The sequence below is a fragment of the Vibrio sp. V43_P6S15P86 genome, assembly GCF_009904725.1.
Lineage (GTDB): Bacteria > Pseudomonadota > Gammaproteobacteria > Enterobacterales > Vibrionaceae > Vibrio > Vibrio diabolicus.
The window spans coordinates 1-17,522 of sequence record NZ_WXWT01000390.1; the positions used below are offsets into that span (position 1 = coordinate 1).

The 17,522-nt window shown below is 45.9% G+C and carries 21 protein-coding genes; 13 read left to right on the plus strand and 8 right to left on the minus strand.

Annotation, left to right across the window (positions count from 1 at the left end; genetic code table 11):
- From CAG69_RS17640 to vscN, 8 genes are all read right to left on the minus strand, one after another.
- A partial coding sequence (locus CAG69_RS17640) for an EscU/YscU/HrcU family type III secretion system export apparatus switch protein (RefSeq protein WP_161445420.1) occupies positions 1 to 766 on the minus strand: 766 nt, incomplete at its 3' end.
- 15 nt (positions 767 to 781) lie between these two features.
- Positions 782 to 1,567 carry a type III secretion system export apparatus subunit SctT gene (gene sctT / locus CAG69_RS17645; RefSeq protein WP_031780447.1) on the minus strand — a complete coding sequence of 262 codons (786 nt, stop codon included), beginning with the start codon at positions 1,565 to 1,567 and terminating at the stop codon, positions 782 to 784.
- Positions 1,564 to 1,830, minus strand: coding sequence for a SctS family type III secretion system export apparatus subunit VscS (vscS, locus tag CAG69_RS17650; RefSeq protein ID WP_005377227.1), 267 nt, complete (start codon positions 1,828 to 1,830; stop codon positions 1,564 to 1,566). Before vscS ends, sctT begins: the two co-directional genes overlap by 4 nt.
- Before the next feature lie 13 nt (positions 1,831 to 1,843).
- The gene (gene vscR, locus CAG69_RS17655) at positions 1,844 to 2,494 is read right to left on the minus strand and encodes a SctR family type III secretion system export apparatus subunit VscR (RefSeq protein ID WP_005377232.1); all 651 of its coding nucleotides are present in this window, start codon (positions 2,492 to 2,494) and stop codon (positions 1,844 to 1,846) included.
- Entirely contained in the window at positions 2,491 to 3,459 is a 969-nt protein-coding gene (gene vscQ, locus CAG69_RS17660) for a SctQ family type III secretion system cytoplasmic ring protein VscQ (protein ID WP_161445422.1), read from the minus strand. The genes vscR and vscQ overlap by 4 nt, the downstream gene beginning before the upstream one ends.
- Entirely contained in the window at positions 3,456 to 4,604 is a 1,149-nt protein-coding gene (locus tag CAG69_RS17665; protein ID WP_161445424.1) for a type III secretion system needle length determinant, read from the minus strand. Before CAG69_RS17665 ends, vscQ begins: the two co-directional genes overlap by 4 nt.
- Positions 4,605 to 4,613: 9 nt before the next feature.
- Positions 4,614 to 5,075 carry a type III secretion protein gene (locus CAG69_RS17670; protein WP_161445426.1) on the minus strand — a complete coding sequence of 154 codons (462 nt, stop codon included), beginning with the start codon at positions 5,073 to 5,075 and terminating at the stop codon, positions 4,614 to 4,616.
- Positions 5,072 to 6,394 (minus strand): SctN family type III secretion system ATPase VscN, encoded by a 1,323-nt coding sequence (gene vscN / locus CAG69_RS17675; RefSeq protein WP_145473971.1) that lies wholly within the window; start codon positions 6,392 to 6,394, stop codon positions 5,072 to 5,074. The genes CAG69_RS17670 and vscN overlap by 4 nt, the downstream gene beginning before the upstream one ends.
- Positions 6,395 to 6,579: 185 nt before the next feature.
- Between vscN and sctW the strand changes: the two genes are divergently transcribed.
- The 13 genes from sctW (at position 6,580) to CAG69_RS17740 (ending at position 17,408) form a co-directional block, all read left to right on the plus strand.
- On the plus strand, positions 6,580 to 7,473 hold the full coding sequence (sctW, locus tag CAG69_RS17680; protein ID WP_005395115.1) for a type III secretion system gatekeeper subunit SctW: 894 nt from the start codon (positions 6,580 to 6,582) through the stop codon (positions 7,471 to 7,473).
- Positions 7,454 to 7,738, plus strand: a complete 285-nt coding sequence (locus CAG69_RS17685) for a TyeA family type III secretion system gatekeeper subunit (protein ID WP_012841775.1) — start codon at positions 7,454 to 7,456, stop codon at positions 7,736 to 7,738. Before sctW ends, CAG69_RS17685 begins: the two co-directional genes overlap by 20 nt.
- Positions 7,725 to 8,099, plus strand: coding sequence for a type III secretion chaperone SycN (gene sycN, locus CAG69_RS17690; protein WP_161445428.1), 375 nt, complete (start codon positions 7,725 to 7,727; stop codon positions 8,097 to 8,099). The genes CAG69_RS17685 and sycN overlap by 14 nt, the downstream gene beginning before the upstream one ends.
- Positions 8,096 to 8,473, plus strand: coding sequence for a type III secretion system protein VscX (gene vscX, locus CAG69_RS17695; protein ID WP_005377246.1), 378 nt, complete (start codon positions 8,096 to 8,098; stop codon positions 8,471 to 8,473). The genes sycN and vscX overlap by 4 nt, the downstream gene beginning before the upstream one ends.
- 5 nt (positions 8,474 to 8,478) lie before the next feature.
- Positions 8,479 to 8,820: a type III secretion system chaperone VscY gene (gene vscY, locus CAG69_RS17700; protein ID WP_158156522.1), complete on the plus strand. Its 342-nt coding sequence runs from the start codon at positions 8,479 to 8,481 to the stop codon at positions 8,818 to 8,820.
- On the plus strand, positions 8,804 to 10,930 hold the full coding sequence (vcrD, locus tag CAG69_RS17705) for a SctV family type III secretion system export apparatus subunit VcrD (protein WP_104979251.1): 2,127 nt from the start codon (positions 8,804 to 8,806) through the stop codon (positions 10,928 to 10,930). Before vscY ends, vcrD begins: the two co-directional genes overlap by 17 nt.
- The gene (locus CAG69_RS17710) at positions 10,930 to 11,343 is read left to right on the plus strand and encodes an LcrR family type III secretion system chaperone (protein ID WP_161445430.1); all 414 of its coding nucleotides are present in this window, start codon (positions 10,930 to 10,932) and stop codon (positions 11,341 to 11,343) included. The genes vcrD and CAG69_RS17710 overlap by 1 nt, the downstream gene beginning before the upstream one ends.
- A 60-nt stretch (positions 11,344 to 11,403) precedes the next feature.
- Complete coding sequence (locus tag CAG69_RS17715) at positions 11,404 to 11,688, plus strand: LcrG family type III secretion system chaperone (protein WP_161445431.1); 285 nt, start codon at positions 11,404 to 11,406, stop codon at positions 11,686 to 11,688.
- Between the two features lie 10 nt (positions 11,689 to 11,698).
- Complete coding sequence (locus tag CAG69_RS17720) at positions 11,699 to 13,513, plus strand: virulence-associated V antigen (protein ID WP_161445433.1); 1,815 nt, start codon at positions 11,699 to 11,701, stop codon at positions 13,511 to 13,513.
- 11 nt (positions 13,514 to 13,524) lie between these two features.
- On the plus strand, positions 13,525 to 14,010 hold the full coding sequence (gene vcrH, locus CAG69_RS17725; RefSeq protein ID WP_005377258.1) for a SycD/LcrH family type III secretion system chaperone VcrH: 486 nt from the start codon (positions 13,525 to 13,527) through the stop codon (positions 14,008 to 14,010).
- Positions 14,011 to 14,017: 7 nt separating this feature from the next.
- Positions 14,018 to 15,217, plus strand: a complete 1,200-nt coding sequence (vopB, locus tag CAG69_RS17730; RefSeq protein ID WP_161445435.1) for a type III secretion system translocon subunit VopB — start codon at positions 14,018 to 14,020, stop codon at positions 15,215 to 15,217.
- Between the two features lie 10 nt (positions 15,218 to 15,227).
- A complete protein-coding gene (vopD, locus tag CAG69_RS17735) occupies positions 15,228 to 16,232 on the plus strand; it encodes a type III secretion system translocon subunit VopD (protein ID WP_161445437.1) in 1,005 nt (334 codons plus the stop codon).
- Between the two features lie 204 nt (positions 16,233 to 16,436).
- Positions 16,437 to 17,408 carry a TAXI family TRAP transporter solute-binding subunit gene (locus CAG69_RS17740; RefSeq protein WP_046874934.1) on the plus strand — a complete coding sequence of 324 codons (972 nt, stop codon included), beginning with the start codon at positions 16,437 to 16,439 and terminating at the stop codon, positions 17,406 to 17,408.
- The last annotated feature ends 114 nt before the right edge of the window (positions 17,409 to 17,522 follow it).

Below are 17,522 nucleotides of genomic sequence, written 5' to 3' on the forward strand. Positions count from 1 at the left end.
GTTTAACATTTTCACGTTGATTGGAGGCCTGTAGCTCTTGGTGTAGCTGACGACGTTTACTTTTGATTTCTGGGCTGCCTTCCATCTCTTTGTATTCGCGCTTCACTTCGTCCTTGCTCATTTTGAGCTTCTTCGTGTGATCAAACTTTTGGTACGCAAAATCTGCGGCAGCGATGACGATGAAACCTACCGAAGAGATAATCATTAATTGTTTAATCATGACGCCAGTAATGGTCGGGACACATTCTAACCCACAAGTTGGAATTTGCATTAAAGCGTTGATGTTACCGCGTAATGTCACCCAGATAATGCAGGAAAGAAGAGAGACTTTAAGTATCGACTTGATAAACTCAATCACACTCTTGAGGGAAAAAATGCGTTTGGCACCTTCGACGGGATTGATCTTTTTGATGTCGGGTTTAACGGATTCACCACTAAATAGGAAGCCGAACTGCCCCATATTGGAAAAGATGGCGACGAGTGCAGCAACCAGAATAATCGGGGCGAGTAGATAGGCAATTTCTTTTGCGATGGCAATAGCGACATCGACTAGCGCATCTTGGAAGCCCTGATAAGCAAGCTTACTTGGTAGGAGAATAAGCGCTGAGATGTGCGACATGTAATAATCGGCGAACGCAAACAGTACAATTATGAGCGCCAAAATTAATGCAGACGATACGATTTCTTGGCTTTTGGCTACCTGACCTTTCTGCCTGGCATCGCGTAACTTTTTTGCGGTGGGTTGCTCAGTTTTTTCTGCGCTCATAAAGAATCCTAAGCGTTATTGCCAAATGGTATTGAGTTGTTCTGCGAATCGGGTAATGCCGTAAAACTGTACTTCAAAGTGATCCATCATTAACCCGAGATACACGATCAGTAAAACACTCGCGATGGCACTTTTTATTGGCATGGCAAGGAAAAAAACATTCAATTGCGGTGCAAAACGACTGATAAGCGCCAGACCAAACTCAGCAAGAAACATTGCCAACACTAATGGAGCGGACATCAGCACACCAAGCCACATGAGTTGTTCAAACTGTGCGTAGAAGAAGCTTACCCATGCATCGCTAACGGTTGGGAAAAAGTCCACGATCGGCCAAGATGTGTAGCTTTTGAATAACGCATAGATAAAAGTGACAAAGCCCCCGCCAGAGAAGAACAGGGTAATCAACGTTTGGGTCAGCAACACTGCGGTTGGCGTCGATTGCGAGCCTAGCGTTGGGTTAAACATACTTGCCATGGCAGCACCACGTTGGTTGTCGACCAGAAAGCCAGCCGCTTCTATTGCCCAAAAGGGGATAGCAGCAACAAACCCGATCAATAGTCCAATTAATACCTCCTTACCCAAAATCACTATCAGCCAAATACCGTCGGTTTCTGCGGGCAAGCTTTGCTGATTAATCATCGGAAATATAAACAGTGCGAGTGAGCAAAGCACACCATTTCTCACCATGGTGCCACCTAGCATTTGCTTGCTCAAAATAGGCAAAAAGATGAAGCATGCCATTAACCGAGGCAACGTCAGGCTGTACAAAAATAAAGCCTGGTGTAAGTCGTGATAACTCATCGTATTTGAGGAATTTTATCCATGGCAAGCGAGGCGAAGGCGTGGAGCTCTGCCCCTAGCCACTGCGTTGTGACAAACAGCGTAATAATGACCGCGATAAGCTTGACCACAAAGCCTAACGTTTGTTCTTGGACCTGAGTTAACGCCTGAATAAGCGACACCAATGTACCAACCAACGCTGCGACTAAAATCGGCGGTAACGACAAGTACAAAACTAGGGTTAATGCTTGAGTCGTGAAATGAATGATTTCAGCAGAATGCATACTTTCTCCGTGATTAACCGTAACTCAGTACTAAGCCGTGAGTGAGTTTCGTCCAGCCGTCAAGCAAGACAAAAAGCAACAATTTGAAAGGGAGAGAGATGGTCATTGGCGATACCATCATCATGCCCATGGCGAGCAAGATATTAGAAACAATTAAGTCGATAGCGATGAACGGCAAGTACAATAGAAAGCCAATCTCAAAAGCACGGGTAAGCTCACTGACCGTAAACGCTGGCAGCAACAGCAACAAGCTATCTGACTCTAAACGGTCCACGTACTTTTGCGGCCATAATGTGCGCGCAGCATCGGTAAAGAATATGGCTTCGGTTTCCCGAATATGTTTTTTCAAAAACTCTCGATAAGGCTGTAAACCGCTTTCAATGAGGCCTTCCACACTTGCAGAATCTTCAAGAGAAATATCATGCTGCTTCACGTAGTCATAGGTCTCAAACCCGACGGGAGCCATGATGAAAATAGACAAAATGATCGCCAATCCGTACAGCGCCATGTTCGGTGGAATTTGCTGTACACCGAGAGCGTTACGCAGCAGTGAGAATACAACGGCGAGTTTTACAAACGACGTCGCCATCATCGCGATAAATGGGATCAGTGCCAGCAGTGCTAAGCTGACAATGAGATTGAGTTCGTCAGGTAACTGGATCATGCTGGCTCCTGCGTGCCACCAAACAGTTCCAGTACGCGCACACCTAAATGCTCATTAACATTAACCAGTTCACACTCACCGACAATTTTGCCGTTGGCACGCAATGTTACCGGCTTAGATACAGGTTGGTTTAGCTCGAATACGTACCCAGGCTGAAGCTGGTTAAGCTGTTCTAGAGTGATGGTTTGATGGCCGATATCAAACGTGAGTTCCACGGGCAGTTGCTGGTGGTCGGTTAACATTTCTGAAGTGTTTACGTCATTCATATTGGTTTCTTTTTCAATAATGTGAAGAATTTGGTCATCCAGTTGGCAGCGCCAGAGATTCTGGTTAGATACTTGAAAAATGGCTTGTTGTTGGGCGATATAACAATCGTCAAAAAAGATGACATCTCCCAGCTCGAGCGAATTAAATTCGCTTAACGTTAAATGGGTCCTTCCAAGACTTAACCACACAGGTAAAGCGAGATGTCGCGCCTGAAGAGCAGCGCTGTTTGGTAGTGCATCCAACAGCACGTTTGCTCCTTCGCTAACCCACAAACAAAGAGAGCCGTTAGGTTTATTGAGGGTTAACATCAAGGTATGCTCTTGAACTTGGCTCGACTCTAACGGTTGTAACTGGCTAAGAATGGGCAACTGACCAAATAGTGCTTTGAATGCCTCACTATGCGGTTCAATCTGAGAACTCAAAAGTGCTAACTGGAGCGAGTTGGGCAGTGACTCGAATGCAGTGGCATTCAGAGTAGACTCAAGCCATTTCTGGAGTTGCGCACGACAAAAATCCACTTGGATCGTTTGCCCTCCAATCAACGTGGTTAAACGGAATCCTTCAAATGAAGGGATTTGAGAAACAGTAATCGATACGCTCTGACCATCAGCCCCTTGGAAATGGCATTGCTTTGCACAAAGTTGATTACTGAGCGCAATACTGTCTGAATCGACTTTGGGTATCGTTAACGGCGTCATAGGTCATTCTCCGCTTGCCATTCTTCATACACGCTACGTTTCTGGCGTGAGTGTTGTTGTTCATTCTGTTGTTGATCGAACTGCTGATTCTGTTCGCTGATCGCTAGACGAAGTGGCTGCTCACCGCCAAATCGGTTTAGGCGTTCGGCAAGATCTTGTCTAGCTTGCTGGCTAATAATGGAAAGGGCATGCTCTTGTCGAATCGTCACGCTATAACCTTGTGCGTCCAACTTGATGTGGATTTCGCCACCTTTTAATTGTCCTTCACTCAGAAACAGCCGAACCTCTTTGTTGTCCGATGCGGTTGGCAGCGAAACATAGATTTTGCCCACCAATTGTTGGAGTAACGTGTTTACTTCTCGAGCAGGGGCCGGCTGAGCCTGTGAAGCGACACTCTTTAAAATGACATCGCCTTGTGTTGCCGCGCTCGCAAGGTATTGAGGTTCTGCTTTTTCGTCACCTGCTTTAACGGCCACTAGTGCGCTTTTCGTCTCGACTTTCTCAAGCGATTTAGTTTCAGAACGACTATCGGTTTTATCTGTTAGTTTGCCTGTGTCTTGTAGTCGCTGCGTTGCACGCTTATTGTGTGTCGTTTCGGTTTGTTTCGTCGTGAAGTTGGCATTGTTAATTGTATCTTGAGTGAGCGCTTTCCCTACGGCCTTTTTCGGGAGAGAGCCGTCAAGATCAGGTTGTGCTTGAGAATGGGGGCCAACGCGCTCAATCGAGGATGAGCTTGGAGCCTGAACGCTCTCAAGTTTCTTATCTTTCTCATGCAATTTACTGTTTTCAATCAGGCTTTCTTCGCGATTTAGTGAAGAGCTTTCGTGCTTCTCTACATTATTTTTTGTCACAGTGTCACTTTTGTCTTTTAATGTAGCGGTATTTCTATAAGTGCTGGCTTCTTGGTTAGAAAGTTTCGATTGTTTGTCTAGGCTTTGAGATGCTTCATGTCTTAACGGAAGGCTCTCGTCTCTGCTCTGAGTGTCTTTTTTGCTCGCAACGGTAGATTCTTCTTCCTTGCTAGGTTTCTCCGTCATTGCACGCTCGAACTGTGATTGAAGCTCAACCTCTCGTTCCAGGGGCTTTTTTTCTGGCGTTGATTTGTACAGCGTATTCGGTGTTTCTTCTGTTGGAGTAATGCGCATAATGAACCTTTAGATAATATCGACAGTGCGAAACTCTTCTTGTTCGAGTTCTTCTTGGTATTGTCTTTCTCGCGACTGTTCCGCGAGTTCTTGTTGTTGCAACTGAACGAATTTTTCTTTGGTTTTATGGGCTTGCCGTGCCTCTTTTTGTTTTTCTTTAAGTACCGAACGTTCGTACTCAAGCGCTTTTTTTGCTTCGGCAACGCGCTGTTTAAGCTCGGCTTCTCGCTCTCTCAACAACGCGATTTCTTGTCTCAATGTTTCCAACTCTTTGAGAACGAGTGTGTGTTGCTTTGCTTTGGCAAAACGTCGTTCTTCTTCTTCCTGACGCCAAACGTGATAGTCCGCTACGGAACGTTTGGCCTTTTGAACCTGTGCTGCCGAATTTGATACTCGGTATTCTTGGCGCCTAACGGCTTTATCCGCACGTTCCGCTCGAATTTGTTTGATCTCTAGTAACCGTTCGATCATTGGTTCGCCATCCCTTTTAGTTGAGCGATAGCACCATCAAGATCACTTGGCTCATGCGTTCCTTGACGTAAAAAGGCGCGTATATCATCACTTTGTGCAATCGCCATATCCGCTCGGCTATCCGCCCCATGCTGGTACTCGCCAATTTTGAGCAGTAGCTCAACTTCTTCGTACTTGGCTAACATTTCGCGAAGGTGAGCAGCAGACGCCTGATGATCGGGTTCAACGATTTGATTCATCACTCGGCTTGCTGACCGAAGTACATCAATGGCGGGGTAATGGTTCATTGCCGCAAGTTTGCGCGAGAGAATGATGTGCCCGTCTAGAATTGAGCGAGTTTCATCCGCGACAGGCTCCGTCATGTCGTCACCTTCCACCAACACGGTGTACAGTGCTGTAATTGATCCTTTGTCTGATTGTCCAGCTCGTTCCATCAGCTTTGGCAAAGCGGCAAAAACAGAAGGCGGATAGCCACGTCGTGTTGGTGGCTCGCCTGCGGCTAGTCCAATCTCCCTCTGTGCGCGGGCGAAACGCGTTACAGAATCCATCAGCAGTAGCACGCGTTTACCTTGATCACGAAAATATTCTGCGATAGAAGTGGCAACAAAAGCGGCTTTGGCACGCTCCATTGCTGGGCGATCGGATGTCGCGACCACTAAAACCGATTTGGCCATTCCTTCTTCGCCCAAGTCATGCTCAATAAACTCTCGTACTTCGCGTCCGCGTTCACCAATCAAGGCGAGAACGGTCACGTCGACGTCTGCGGATCGAATCAGTTTTGCCAGTAGGGTACTTTTACCACCGCCCGCCGCTGCAAAAATGCCCATGCGCTGACCTTCACCACAGGTCAGTAGTCCATCAATGGATCGAACCCCAAGAGAGATTGGCTTTTTAATCAGTTTACGTTGCATTGGTGGCGGTGCATCGCGATAAACCGGATACCAAGCACTTGGTTCCTGACTTTGCGTACCATCGAAAGGACGCCCAAGCCCGTCAAGCGTTGTACCTAATAGGTGATCGCCAACGCCGACCTCATGCATTTTTCCCATTGGGCTAACTTCTGTATTTGAGGAAATCCCAAACATATTTCCTAACGGTGTGAGCAGAGCGTGATGCTGCTGGAAGCCAACCACTTCCGCTAACAAAGACAGAGTTTGATCAGGATTACGCAACTCACACAGCTCACCAACACGAACGCCGGGGACAACGGCCTTGATGATGGTGCCGGTTACTTGCGTAACGCGCCCGCGAATTTGGATCAGACGAGTTTGCCTGATCGCAGATTGTTGGATATCAGTGATGTATGAGAAATCGTTCAAGGTAAAAATATGCGCAATGATTGATGTTGGGAGGATAGAAAGGATGAGGGGGTATTTATAGTGAATATCAGTCGGGAGTTTTTAGAAAACTGAAAACGCACTAAAAAAACACGTCTGATTTTGACAGCTTCGAGAAAGCGCACTTCCTATAATTCGCCTGTATTGTACGGAAGGAGTGCAAGTGAATGAGTATTATCAACAATCATATCGCAACAAACCCAAAGTTTGATGCGTCTATCCAAAACGGGTTGGAATCGTCTCGTACCGACGCTTCACGAAAAGGCAATTATCGCGGTGAAACGGTCCGTGTTCACAATGCCACACAATCACTTTTTGATGCGATGGAAGAGCTCACTTCACTCGGTTCCGAAAAAGCAGAAAAAGATTTGACCAAGCGTAAAGTGAAAGACAGTGGCGTTCGAGTTAATGAAGCGCACGAACTCGTTTCTGACTATCTGCGAAAAGTCCCTGATCTTGAAAAGAACCAAAAGATCAAAGATCTGGCTGCAAAAATGGCGGGAGGAAATATCTCGACCATCGCTCAATTGCAAGCTTATTTGAATGGATTTTCAGAGGAGAAAAGCCATCAATACCTTGCGTTAAAAGCCGTTAAAAAGTTTTTGAGTGCGAGCCCAGAAAGTAAACATCTACTAGCGCTGATTGACCAAGCGATTCTGAGAATCGAGCAAAACCCAGATTCTTGGGCTCAAATTGATACGGAAATTCGCGTCTCAAACTTTGCTGATGAGTACAGCCAAGAGCAAGAGTTTAGCTCATTACACCAACTGCGCGGTTTCTATCGCGATACCGTTCATAGTTATCAAGGGCTCGGAGCCGCTTATCAAGACGTAGTGGCGCGCTTTGGTGAACAGGAGGTATCGACCGCTGTTGAGTTTATGCTGCAAGGCATGAGTGCAGATCTTAGTGTTCAAGGCAGCAGTATCGACTCGGTTAAGTTGCAGTGGTTGATGTCCGATATGCAAAAACTCAAAACTCTAAATACGTTGCAAGATCGCGTGAGTCAGTTGTTCCAAATGTTTAAACCGGAAAGGACGAGTTATGGCTTATCAAGTTTCTAATTTGATGGCTGATGTGATTGCGTTGGTAGAGCAGCGATGGGTAAGCAGTGATGAGATATGGAAAGTCGCCAACGCAATGGAATTGACGGCGGTACAACAAAAAATCGATTTTTTTCGAGAGTTCCACAAGTTAGTCCGCGCAATCCCAATTGACGTATTCGCCGATGAAGAACAACGACAGAATTTAATACAAGCGGTACAAAAGGCGCTAGACGAAGCCATTGATATAGAAGAAGAGGAAGCGTGGGAAGATGAGTTGGATTGATGCATCCGTCAATGAATTTTGCCGAGGAATGGGGCTCGATGCCGTCGATTTCTCATCAGCTGGACGGGTGCAGCTGGATTTTGAGCAAAGTGGTACGCTGCATATTGAGCGACAGGGTGAGCAGTTATTTTTGATGTTGTCTCGAGCGTTATCTTGGCATCAAACCAGTGACATCATTCAAAGCGCACTCAGTTTGTGTCATGCCGATCAAGGCTGGCCTTTCGAAATTAAAACTGGTTTGTTAGATGAGCAAACTTTGGTTTTTTCCGCGCGGTTAAACGGAGAAGAGGTCACGCTTCCGACTTTAGAACAAGCGTTTACGCTTTTGGTTCGTCTACATAACGATGTGGCAACCTCATGACTCGAGTAAGCACTTTAAACGTAGGCATAGAAGCCTTCACGCATGTTACTCATAGTGAGGTTAAGGCCGATTTCCCTGAACGGTTTCAATTACTTCCTGATGGGCAGGCGGTCGCTACGCATTTAGAGAAGCTCTATGACCTCAGGCCTTCAGACCAATACCTAATCGCGTTAACCAAGCCAAAATTGTTGCACTCAGAATTGTTGCGTCCAGAAAAGTACCGCCAACAGTTCGATGAAACGTTGGCTCAGTTGCAAGTTCTTGCACAGGATTCAGGCTCCGCTTCTTTTATCAAAGCATCCGAAACTCTACAAAGTACGCAACTTGATCAGCGTTACCTCACTATGGCGCTCAATCTCCTTATCCAGGTCTAACCAACATGTTGAGATCCAAAGACATTGAACTGTTGCTTGTTCACGCTGCACTACAAGTTCAATACCAAAAGCCAGAGCATGCCATTTCTATTCTCGATGCGGTTCTAGAAATAGAACCGCATCACAAAGAGGCAATGCAAACACTTGCTGTGGCGTGTTTACAAAGTGGTCGATATACCCGGACGATTGAGGTGTGTGAGCACTTATTAAAATCCGACCTTCATCCTGACTCGGCAGGACTCTGGTTTTGTTTAAGCCAAGCGCGTTGGAAACAAAATGACGTCGATGGGGCACGCCAAGCGCACCGACGCTATCTGCAATCTTTAAATAGTGAATCACATGAATAAGTTGATCGATATTCTAAACAAAGTAGGGCAACGCAAAGACATCATGCTTGCGGTGATGTTACTCGCGATCGTCTTTATGATGATATTGCCACTTCCTACCGCACTGGTGGATGTGCTGATTGGCACCAACATGAGCATTGCGGTGGTGCTGCTTATGTTAGCGATTTACATCACCACGCCGCTTGAGTTCTCTGCGTTTCCCGCGGTGCTACTGATCACGACATTGTTTCGTTTGTCTTTATCCATCACGACAACCCGTTTGATCTTGCTGCAAGGCGATGCTGGTCAAATCGTTTATACCTTCGGTAACTTTGTCGTGGGCGGTAACTTAGTGGTCGGTATTGTTGTTTTCCTTATCATTACTATTGTCCAGTTTATGGTGATCACCAAAGGCTCAGAAAGGGTAGCAGAAGTTAGTGCCCGCTTCTCACTCGATGCGATGCCTGGTAAGCAGATGAGTATTGACGGTGACATGCGTGCCGGAGTAATTGACGTACACGAAGCTAGGCACCGACGATCACTGATTGAAAAAGAAAGCCAAATGTATGGCTCGATGGATGGCGCGATGAAGTTCGTTAAAGGCGACTCCATTGCGGGTCTGGTCATCATTGTGGTCAACATCTTAGGTGGCGTCACGATCGGGGTAACGCAAAAAGGCATGAGTGCTTCTGAAGCACTTGAATTGTTTGCGATTTTGACCGTTGGCGATGGTTTGGTATCGCAGATCCCGGCACTCTTTATCGCGATTACCGCCGGTATTATCGTGACGCGTGTTTCCCATGAAGACTCTTCTGATCTTGGGTCGGACATTGGTGGGCAGGTGATTGCTCAGCCACGTGCGCTTCTTATTGGTGGTGTGCTTTTGGTGCTGTTCGCACTCATCCCTGGATTCCCAAAAATCACTTTTCTGGTCTTGGCCGCCGTGGTTGGTGGTGGTGGTTTCTTCCTTTTCTATCAACAGAAAAAACAAGCGGAATCAGATAGCACCGACTTATCAAGCTTTGTTTCGCAAGGGGCCGGTTCGCCAGCAGCGAAGCCAAGCAAACCCACGCCTTCTAGAAACAGCAAAGGTAAGTTAGGTGAGCAAGAAGAGTTCGCCATGACGGTCCCGCTGTTGATTGATCTTGACGCGAGCCTTCAGGAAAGCTTGGAAGCGGTCGCATTAAATGAAGAGCTAGCAAGGGTTAGACGCGCACTATATCTCGACCTAGGCGTGCCTTTCCCAGGCATCCACCTGCGCTTTAACGAGGGGATGCAAAATGGCGAGTACTTAATTCAGTTACAAGAAGTCCCGGTTGCACGAGGACGAATTGTTAAAGATCAACTCTTGGTGACAGAAGGGAATGAACAGATCGACTTATTAGGCGTGCCTTATGAGCAAGATGAAGATTTTCTACCCGGTATTTCTAGCATTTGGGTGGCACAGAGTTATGAGCAAAAACTCGTAGCCAGTCATGTCGGTTTTCTCACACCCGACAGGATTTTAACGTACCACTTGTCTCATGTTCTCAAGGAGTACGCACAAGACTTTATTGGTATTCAGGAGACGCGTTATCTGTTGGAGCAGATGGAAGGCAGTTATTCGGAGCTAGTCAAAGAGGCCCAGCGTATTGTTCCGTTGCAAAAAATGACGGAAATCTTGCAACGCTTGGTTTCTGAAGACATTTCTATCCGAAACCTTCGCGTGATCTTGGAAGCGATGGTTGAGTGGGGCCAAAAAGAGAAAGATGTTGTACAGCTGACGGAGTACATTCGTTCCAGCTTAAAACGTTACATTTGCTACAAATACGCGAGCGGACAAAACATGTTGCCCGCTTACTTATTGGATCAAAGTCTCGAAGACACAATACGCAGCGGTATTCGTCAAACCTCAGCAGGGAGTTACTTGGCGTTAGATCCGTCAGTAACGCAACAATTTGTCAGTGATGTGAAACAGACCATTGGTGACTTAAGCCGTATGCCGAATAAACCTGTGCTAGTTGTGTCTATGGATGTACGCCGATATGTGCGAAAGCTTATTGAATCGGAATACTACGATCTGCCCGTTTTGTCATTTCAAGAACTAACCCAGCAAATCAATATTCAGCCACTTGGAAGGGTGGGGATGTAATGAAAACAAAACTAATACTCTCGCTTGCGCAAGCGGGGATCGAAGTGACGCCATACTTTTGGCAAAAAAGTGAAATTCAACTTGGTTATCGAATTGAAGTTGAGGGCTTAGAGCTCGTTTTTCGGGTGGAGGACGGTGAAATCATCATCGTTCTTCTGAAACGCGTTCGTCCAAAATTGGGGTTGAGTAACCCCTTTGCCGGCTTATTTCTCTTGGCTGAACATGCCATTCAACTTTATCCCTCCGATTGGGTCATTCGCGGCAACGTCGATGTGTTACGTGGTAGCAACATGAGCAGCCAGCGATTGGCACAGTTCTATCTAAAAGCATGCGGTGCAAGCCATGATGAGCTAGAAGACTGGTACTGTTTACGCCTAGCAGATTATAGACCTTTGAAAAAGTTGAAAAAGTAAAAACTCACGACTGTTACTGACAGCACCGATGAGATGACCCGCTTTAAGATAGGAATCAAGATGAAGCAACCGTTTACCGATGCGATTGAGAACGCTGAGCTTGCCATTAGAAAAGCTGAAGACAGAACCGACATTTTCAACGAGCTATTGGAAGGCCTAGGTGTTGGTCCTGTTGTGGGTGATGTTTTACTTGGCGGCATAAAAGCACCAGTAGATACCATGAAACGTGCAGAGCAAGAGCTAATAGACGAAGTCCAGCGCCGCCGGCAACAACAAAATCAGCTACAAGGTACGTCAGGTAAACGCAGAAAGCGTCCTACAGTGATGCGCGGCATGATGATTTAGAGGTTTGGAAATGACGAATATGAAAACGACTGGCTCTGCGACAGGAGCAACAGACACAGCTGCGAGTAGTGCACCATTACCCACTTTCCAACAAAACTTGATAGAGGCATTTACACCTGTACTGGGTGAAGCAGAGACTCAGCAACTTGCTTCTCTAATTTCTTCATTGCCAACTATCTCGGGACAAACGGAATCACAAAGCATCGCGCTTTATGTTGATACACTTGAAAACCTAAAAGCGAAAAATAACGCATTTGCTGATATATCATTGACCGACACCGCATCTGTTTGGATAAAGTCGCTACAAAGTGCTAACTCAGATGGCGAATTAACCGCAGCCGAGTTCAATGCTCAAACAAACCAAACACTATCAAATCAGTTTCAAGCTTGGTTTAGTAAGTTACTGACGGAAAGCGTAGATAGCTCGTTATCTACGGAGTTTGTTAGTCAATTTAATTTGGGGACTCAGAGTAACCAAGCGGAGCAGATCGCCAACCTCTCCGAGACAGAACTGGCTAATGCCACCAAAGAAATTTCTCTTTTTGTTGCAGAGCTTGCTAATCAAATGGGCTCCCGTGAAGTGAGAGATGCTTCTATTTCTTTTCTTCGCAATGCCTTTAGTAGCTTAGGTTCCGTTAATCTCGCGCAACTGAAGAGCTCGGACTTTCTGTTGACTAAAGAGAGTTTCGCTCTTCAAGTCTCAGCTCAATTAAAAAGTAGTTTTCAAGGCATCGGTATTACTTTAAGCACCGATGACGCAAGTGCGCTAGCTAGCAGAATTACCTGGACTCCTGGTATTTCTAAACAGCAGCTTAAAGAAGCGTTAGATGAAATGGCCGCTCAAGTGAAAGGCCAATATAGCGCAGCTTATGGTGAGGCGAGTGGAACGAACAATCTAAAAGCAGCACTTAATACTGTCATTGGTGGAACTGAGCCTTTGACCCTTTCTAGTCTGTTCGCCAACTTCGCGGTGAGTTTAACAAATATAGAAATCGACGACTTTTACCAGGACAGCGCGATAGCCGATGTCCAAAAGACGCAAATAACGGCAGCTCAAGTTAATTTGATCAAAGAAAACACCGAACGAGACATCCGATTACAGTTTGAAAAAATAGTAAAAGGTGAATCTACCGGGGCTTCATTTACTGAGCGGTACGAGGCATTACGCAAGAACTTAGGGGCATTGAAAGAGCGTCTACTCAATATCACCGATAAAGAGAAAACGGATCGCGAGGTGAGAGCAGAGCACTCTCTAACGGCTCGTGATTTGTTGGCCGTTGTTGAGTCCAGCATTGGCGACCGTTTTGATGAGCAAGTTCTGTTTGCATTAAACGAGCGTCGCGTAAATCGCTTAGAAAAACGTAACGAGCAAAAGGAAGCACTGCAAGATTTAACCGTGCAACTAAAAATCTTTGGTGTTGTTCAGTCGAAAATTCACTCTACGCAAAGTGTGGATGGGACTTACACACCGGGGAGCAATCTATTTAGCGCTTCTGATTTTAACTACAGCTCGGAAGCAGAATTCAAAAAATCACCGGAATACAAGTATCTCGAACAAAACGGCATTAAAACCCACACCGACTTTTTTGATACACAGGGCATCGCCGTTGAGAGCACAAGTTTCAAAGACGAAGAGAAGAGTAAGAAGCTCTCTAATTTCTCTAGCTCGGTCAGTGACAAATCCAAACTACTCAACGACGAAGTTCAAATTAAAACGACAGAGCTAAATGATACTAGCTCCCAATACAACTCTACCGTTGAAGCAATGAACAAGTTTGTTCAGAAGTACCACAGTATTTTACAAGAAATCCTACGAGCCATTTAAGGATAACAACCATGACTAAAACAAACGCGACCGATCCATCCCAAATGCAAGCAGAAGAGCTTCTGTCTTTTCTGGAAGAGGGAGGCACGCTAAAAATGTTGCACGATGTGTCTCAGGACACCATCGAACACATTTATGCCGTAGGTTACAACTTTTTCCAATCGGGAAAGATTGAGCAAGCAGCGAAAGTATTTCAATTACTCAGCATGCTTGATCATTATCAGGCGCGATTTTTCATTGGCCTTGGTGCGGCTCGTCAGGAGTTGGGTGAGTATCTGCAGGCAATAGACGCCTACAGCTACGCAGCGCTAGTGGACGTAAATGATCCACGCCCACCTTTTCACTCTGCTGAATGTCACCTGAAACTGGAACAACTGACAGAAGCCGAGAGTGGGTTTTACAGCGCGAAGGAGATGTCTGCCGGAAAATCACAATATGCAGATTTGCATGAGCGTGCAGGCATCATGTTAGAAGCGGTGAGAAATAAAAAGGAGTAATTAGACTATGAGTTCTATTGCACTTGACCGCATCCAGACGCAGGTTTATAGCCCTGAATCTGGCCAAACCACGTTAGATAACGTGCAGAAAACGGCGTCTACAGCGACGCCTTCTGTGACGGTAGAAAACGTGAAGAGTAAAGATGCAGATGTACTGAACACTGGAAAAGTGAAAGTTCAGTTAGATGCACCTAACGCAGCTGTTAGCGACAAAGTGAATGATTTGACGCTAAAAGCCATGGCACAGCTGCAAAAGATCGTCGATACCATTGCAAAATCTCTCCATGCAGTTGCAGATCAAACAGGTTCGATTGCAGTCAAAATCATCGCAGGTTCTGCTGATGATTTTGAAGTAGAGCTTGCTGCTATCACGGATAAACTGAAAAGTGCTCAAAACGAGCTGAAAATTCAGGAAGTGAAGGTCGCAAAAGCTAAGCACGAAAAAGAGATGGTTGAAAACCAAGACAAAATCAAAGAATCGGAAGCCGCTGCAAAAGAAGCCCAAAAATCAGGCTTAGCAGCGAAGATCTTTGGTTGGATCAGTGCGGTGTTTTCTATTGTTGTTGGTGCCGTAATGGTGGCAACAGGTGTTGGTGCAGCAGCCGGTGCTCTTATGATCGCTGGTGGCGTCATGGGAGCAGTGAGCATGGCGCTGCAAGAGCCAGCCGTTCAAGATGCGCTAAAAGAAGCGGGCGTAAATGTCGATGTGCTAAACAAAGTCGTAATGGCATTAGAAATCGCCGTCGCGGTTATCGGAGCTGTTGTGACCTTTGGTGGTGCAGCAGCTGGCGGTATCGCGAAACTTGCAGCAAAAGGTGCTGGCAAGATAGCTCAAAAGGTCACAGAAATCGCTACGAAAGCCGCTGCAAACATGGCGAAAGTGGCGGATATGGGCACAAAAGCTGCGACAACAACAGCGAAAGCGATTCGTTACGGAGCAGAAACTGTCGATATTGCCGTCAACGTAGGTAAAGGAGCTACGGACAGTGTTCATGCCGCTAACAATGCTCACGTAACTGAGATTCAGGCAGATATCACGGACCTTCGCGCCAAAATGACCTTAAGCCAGGCCGTCATCGACAAGCTTAAAGAAGAAATTGGCAAGTTGATGGAAGATTTCCAAGAGCTGATGAGCGTCATCATGCAAATGATCCAAGCGAAAAGTGAAACCATGCAAACGGTGTTAAGCCGTCCTGCAACGGTATAAGGAGTTTATTATGCTAGATAAAGTAGGCGGAACGGGACGCGGCGAACTGTATGGTTTAGGCGATACCATTAAAACCAACAAAGCAGAAAAAGCGCCGGAAACAAAACTTGAAGCAGGCGCCGTTAAAAGCCAAAGTGAGTCAGGTGTTTCTGGTGCAGCACGCTACCAGTTAGAGGCTCCTAAAGTACCAGCAGTGAGCAACCAAGCTCAAGTTGTTGCAAACTTAATGAACGCTCTTGCACCGACGGTCAGTTCGCTAATGAGCACAACAATGAAAGCGCTTAACGGTGAAGAGGTGATCAAGTCACCATCAGATGCGGTATCACAATCGTTGACGCTATTAACATTGTTGTATCAAGTATCAAAGCTGAGCCGTGAGCAGCAAGTGCTACAACGTGAAATTGCTGTTGAAGCAAACGTCGCGAGTTTAGAAAGCCAAGCGGCAGAACTAAACAACTCGGCAAGTGCGATGATCGCGATGGCAGTCGTTTCGGGTGTATTAGCGGGTGCTACCGCAATTATTGGTGCCCTTGGTTCTTTCAAAGCAGGGAAAGAAATCAAGAATGAAATGGCGAGCAATAATGTACTGAAAACGCAAAAAGCTGGCTTCGATCAAGCAGAAGAGTTATTGAATAACAATAGCTTGTCTAAAACTCAGCAAGATCAGGTTAAGCGTGCGCACTCACTAGCGAAAGACAATATCGCAGACACGACAGCGCAGCTGACAAGTGGTGGCCGTAAGTTCGATAAGTTGATGAGCTCAAACCAAGCGAAGAACGCTATTCTTCAAGCTTTGGGCCAGATGGCAAACTCAGCATCGAATGTAGAGCAAACCAAAGCGCAAGCGCGCAGCAAAGATGATGAAGTACAAGCGACTCGCGCACAAGCAGCCAAACAGAAAGCCGATGAAAACATTGGTTTCCAAGAAGGTTTATTGAAAGAGCTACGTGACTTGTTCCGTTCTATCTCAGATAGTCAGAACCAAGCGTGGCGAGCGTCAGTCCCAACGGTGTAACCGTCCATCTCACTAACTACAAAGCGTTGTTTATACAACGCTTTTTTGTGCAATTCAAGTATAGATATTATTTATCAGTAGGTTACGTTGATGAAAAAGTACATATCTATAATTCAACCTTCAAAGATGAGAACTCAAACGTTATCAAATTGTTAACGGTTGCTATACTTAAACGGTCATCAACACAGGTAAAAAGGATGTTCAATGTTTAAGTTTAAGCAAATCGCACTTGCTGCTTCTTTAGCGGCACTCACAACAGGCTTTTCTGCATCTGCGGAAGAAACGTTTGTCACGATTGGTACTGGTGGTGTAACAGGGGTTTATTATCCGACTGGTGGAGCTATTTGTCGCTTGGTCAACAAATCGCGAGAAGAGCACGGTATTCGTTGTTCGGTAGAAAGTACTGGGGGATCGATTTATAACATCAACACCATTCGTGCTGGTGAATTGGATCTCGGAATTGCTCAATCAGACTGGCAATATCATGCTTACAAAGGAACCAGTAAGTTTAAGGAAAGCGGGCCTTTTAAAGAACTACGCGCCGTATTCTCCGTTCATCCAGAACCGTTCACTGTCGTTGCACGTAAAGACGCGAACATCAAAACTTTTGATGATTTGAAAGGTAAGCGCGTCAACATTGGTAACCCTGGCTCAGGTCAACGAGGCACCATGGAAGTGTTAATGAGCCAGTATGGCTGGAGTAACGATGACTTTAAGCTTGTGTCTGAGTTAAAAGCAGCAGAGCAATCAAAAGCACTTTGTGATAACAAAATTGATGCGATGATTTATACCGTTGGTCACCCAAGTGGAGCGATTAAAGAAGCCACTACGTCGTGTGATAGTAATATCGTAACGGTAGCTGGACCTAATGTAGAAAAATTGGTTGCAGACAATAGCTTCTACCGTGTCGCAAATGTACCGGGTGGTATGTATCGTGGCACAGATAGTGATGTTCAAACCTTTGGTGTGGGTGCGACGTTTGTTTCCTCTACTGCGGTACCAGAAGATGTGGTTTATAACGTGGTTAAAGCGGTATTTGAAAACTTCGATGATTTCCGCCGTCTCCACCCAGCGTTTGCGAACTTGAAGAAAGAGGAAATGGTAAAAGACGGTTTATCTGCGCCTCTCCACCCAGGTGCGCTCAAATACTACAAAGAAGTAGGGCTGATTAAGTAACCGTTACTTTCTCTTCTTATTGATGTAGAACGCCATCTTTCGTGATTAATGCCACTCGTTTAACAGCGAGTGGCATATTTCTATCTATCATCATCCTGTACAGCGACGGAGGAG

Coding starts and splice junctions, on each gene's coding strand:
- sctW (WP_005395115.1), top strand. CDS start 6,580: ATGAGTATTATCAACAATCATATCGCAACAAACCCAAAGTTTGATGCG.
- CAG69_RS17670 (WP_161445426.1), bottom strand. CDS start 5,075: ATGATCGAACGGTTACTAGAGATCAAACAAATTCGAGCGGAACGTGCG.
- vopD (WP_161445437.1), top strand. CDS start 15,228: ATGCTAGATAAAGTAGGCGGAACGGGACGCGGCGAACTGTATGGTTTA.
- vscQ (WP_161445422.1), bottom strand. CDS start 3,459: ATGACGCCGTTAACGATACCCAAAGTCGATTCAGACAGTATTGCGCTC.
- vcrH (WP_005377258.1), top strand. CDS start 13,525: ATGACTAAAACAAACGCGACCGATCCATCCCAAATGCAAGCAGAAGAG.
- sctT (WP_031780447.1), bottom strand. CDS start 1,567: ATGAGTTATCACGACTTACACCAGGCTTTATTTTTGTACAGCCTGACG.
- CAG69_RS17665 (WP_161445424.1), bottom strand. CDS start 4,604: ATGCGCATTACTCCAACAGAAGAAACACCGAATACGCTGTACAAATCA.
- CAG69_RS17740 (WP_046874934.1), top strand. CDS start 16,437: ATGTTTAAGTTTAAGCAAATCGCACTTGCTGCTTCTTTAGCGGCACTC.
- vscY (WP_158156522.1), top strand. CDS start 8,479: ATGTTGAGATCCAAAGACATTGAACTGTTGCTTGTTCACGCTGCACTA.
- CAG69_RS17720 (WP_161445433.1), top strand. CDS start 11,699: ATGACGAATATGAAAACGACTGGCTCTGCGACAGGAGCAACAGACACA.
- vopB (WP_161445435.1), top strand. CDS start 14,018: ATGAGTTCTATTGCACTTGACCGCATCCAGACGCAGGTTTATAGCCCT.
- vscX (WP_005377246.1), top strand. CDS start 8,096: ATGACTCGAGTAAGCACTTTAAACGTAGGCATAGAAGCCTTCACGCAT.
- vscS (WP_005377227.1), bottom strand. CDS start 1,830: ATGCATTCTGCTGAAATCATTCATTTCACGACTCAAGCATTAACCCTA.
- vscR (WP_005377232.1), bottom strand. CDS start 2,494: ATGATCCAGTTACCTGACGAACTCAATCTCATTGTCAGCTTAGCACTG.
- sycN (WP_161445428.1), top strand. CDS start 7,725: ATGAGTTGGATTGATGCATCCGTCAATGAATTTTGCCGAGGAATGGGG.
- CAG69_RS17710 (WP_161445430.1), top strand. CDS start 10,930: ATGAAAACAAAACTAATACTCTCGCTTGCGCAAGCGGGGATCGAAGTG.
- CAG69_RS17685 (WP_012841775.1), top strand. CDS start 7,454: ATGGCTTATCAAGTTTCTAATTTGATGGCTGATGTGATTGCGTTGGTA.
- CAG69_RS17715 (WP_161445431.1), top strand. CDS start 11,404: ATGAAGCAACCGTTTACCGATGCGATTGAGAACGCTGAGCTTGCCATT.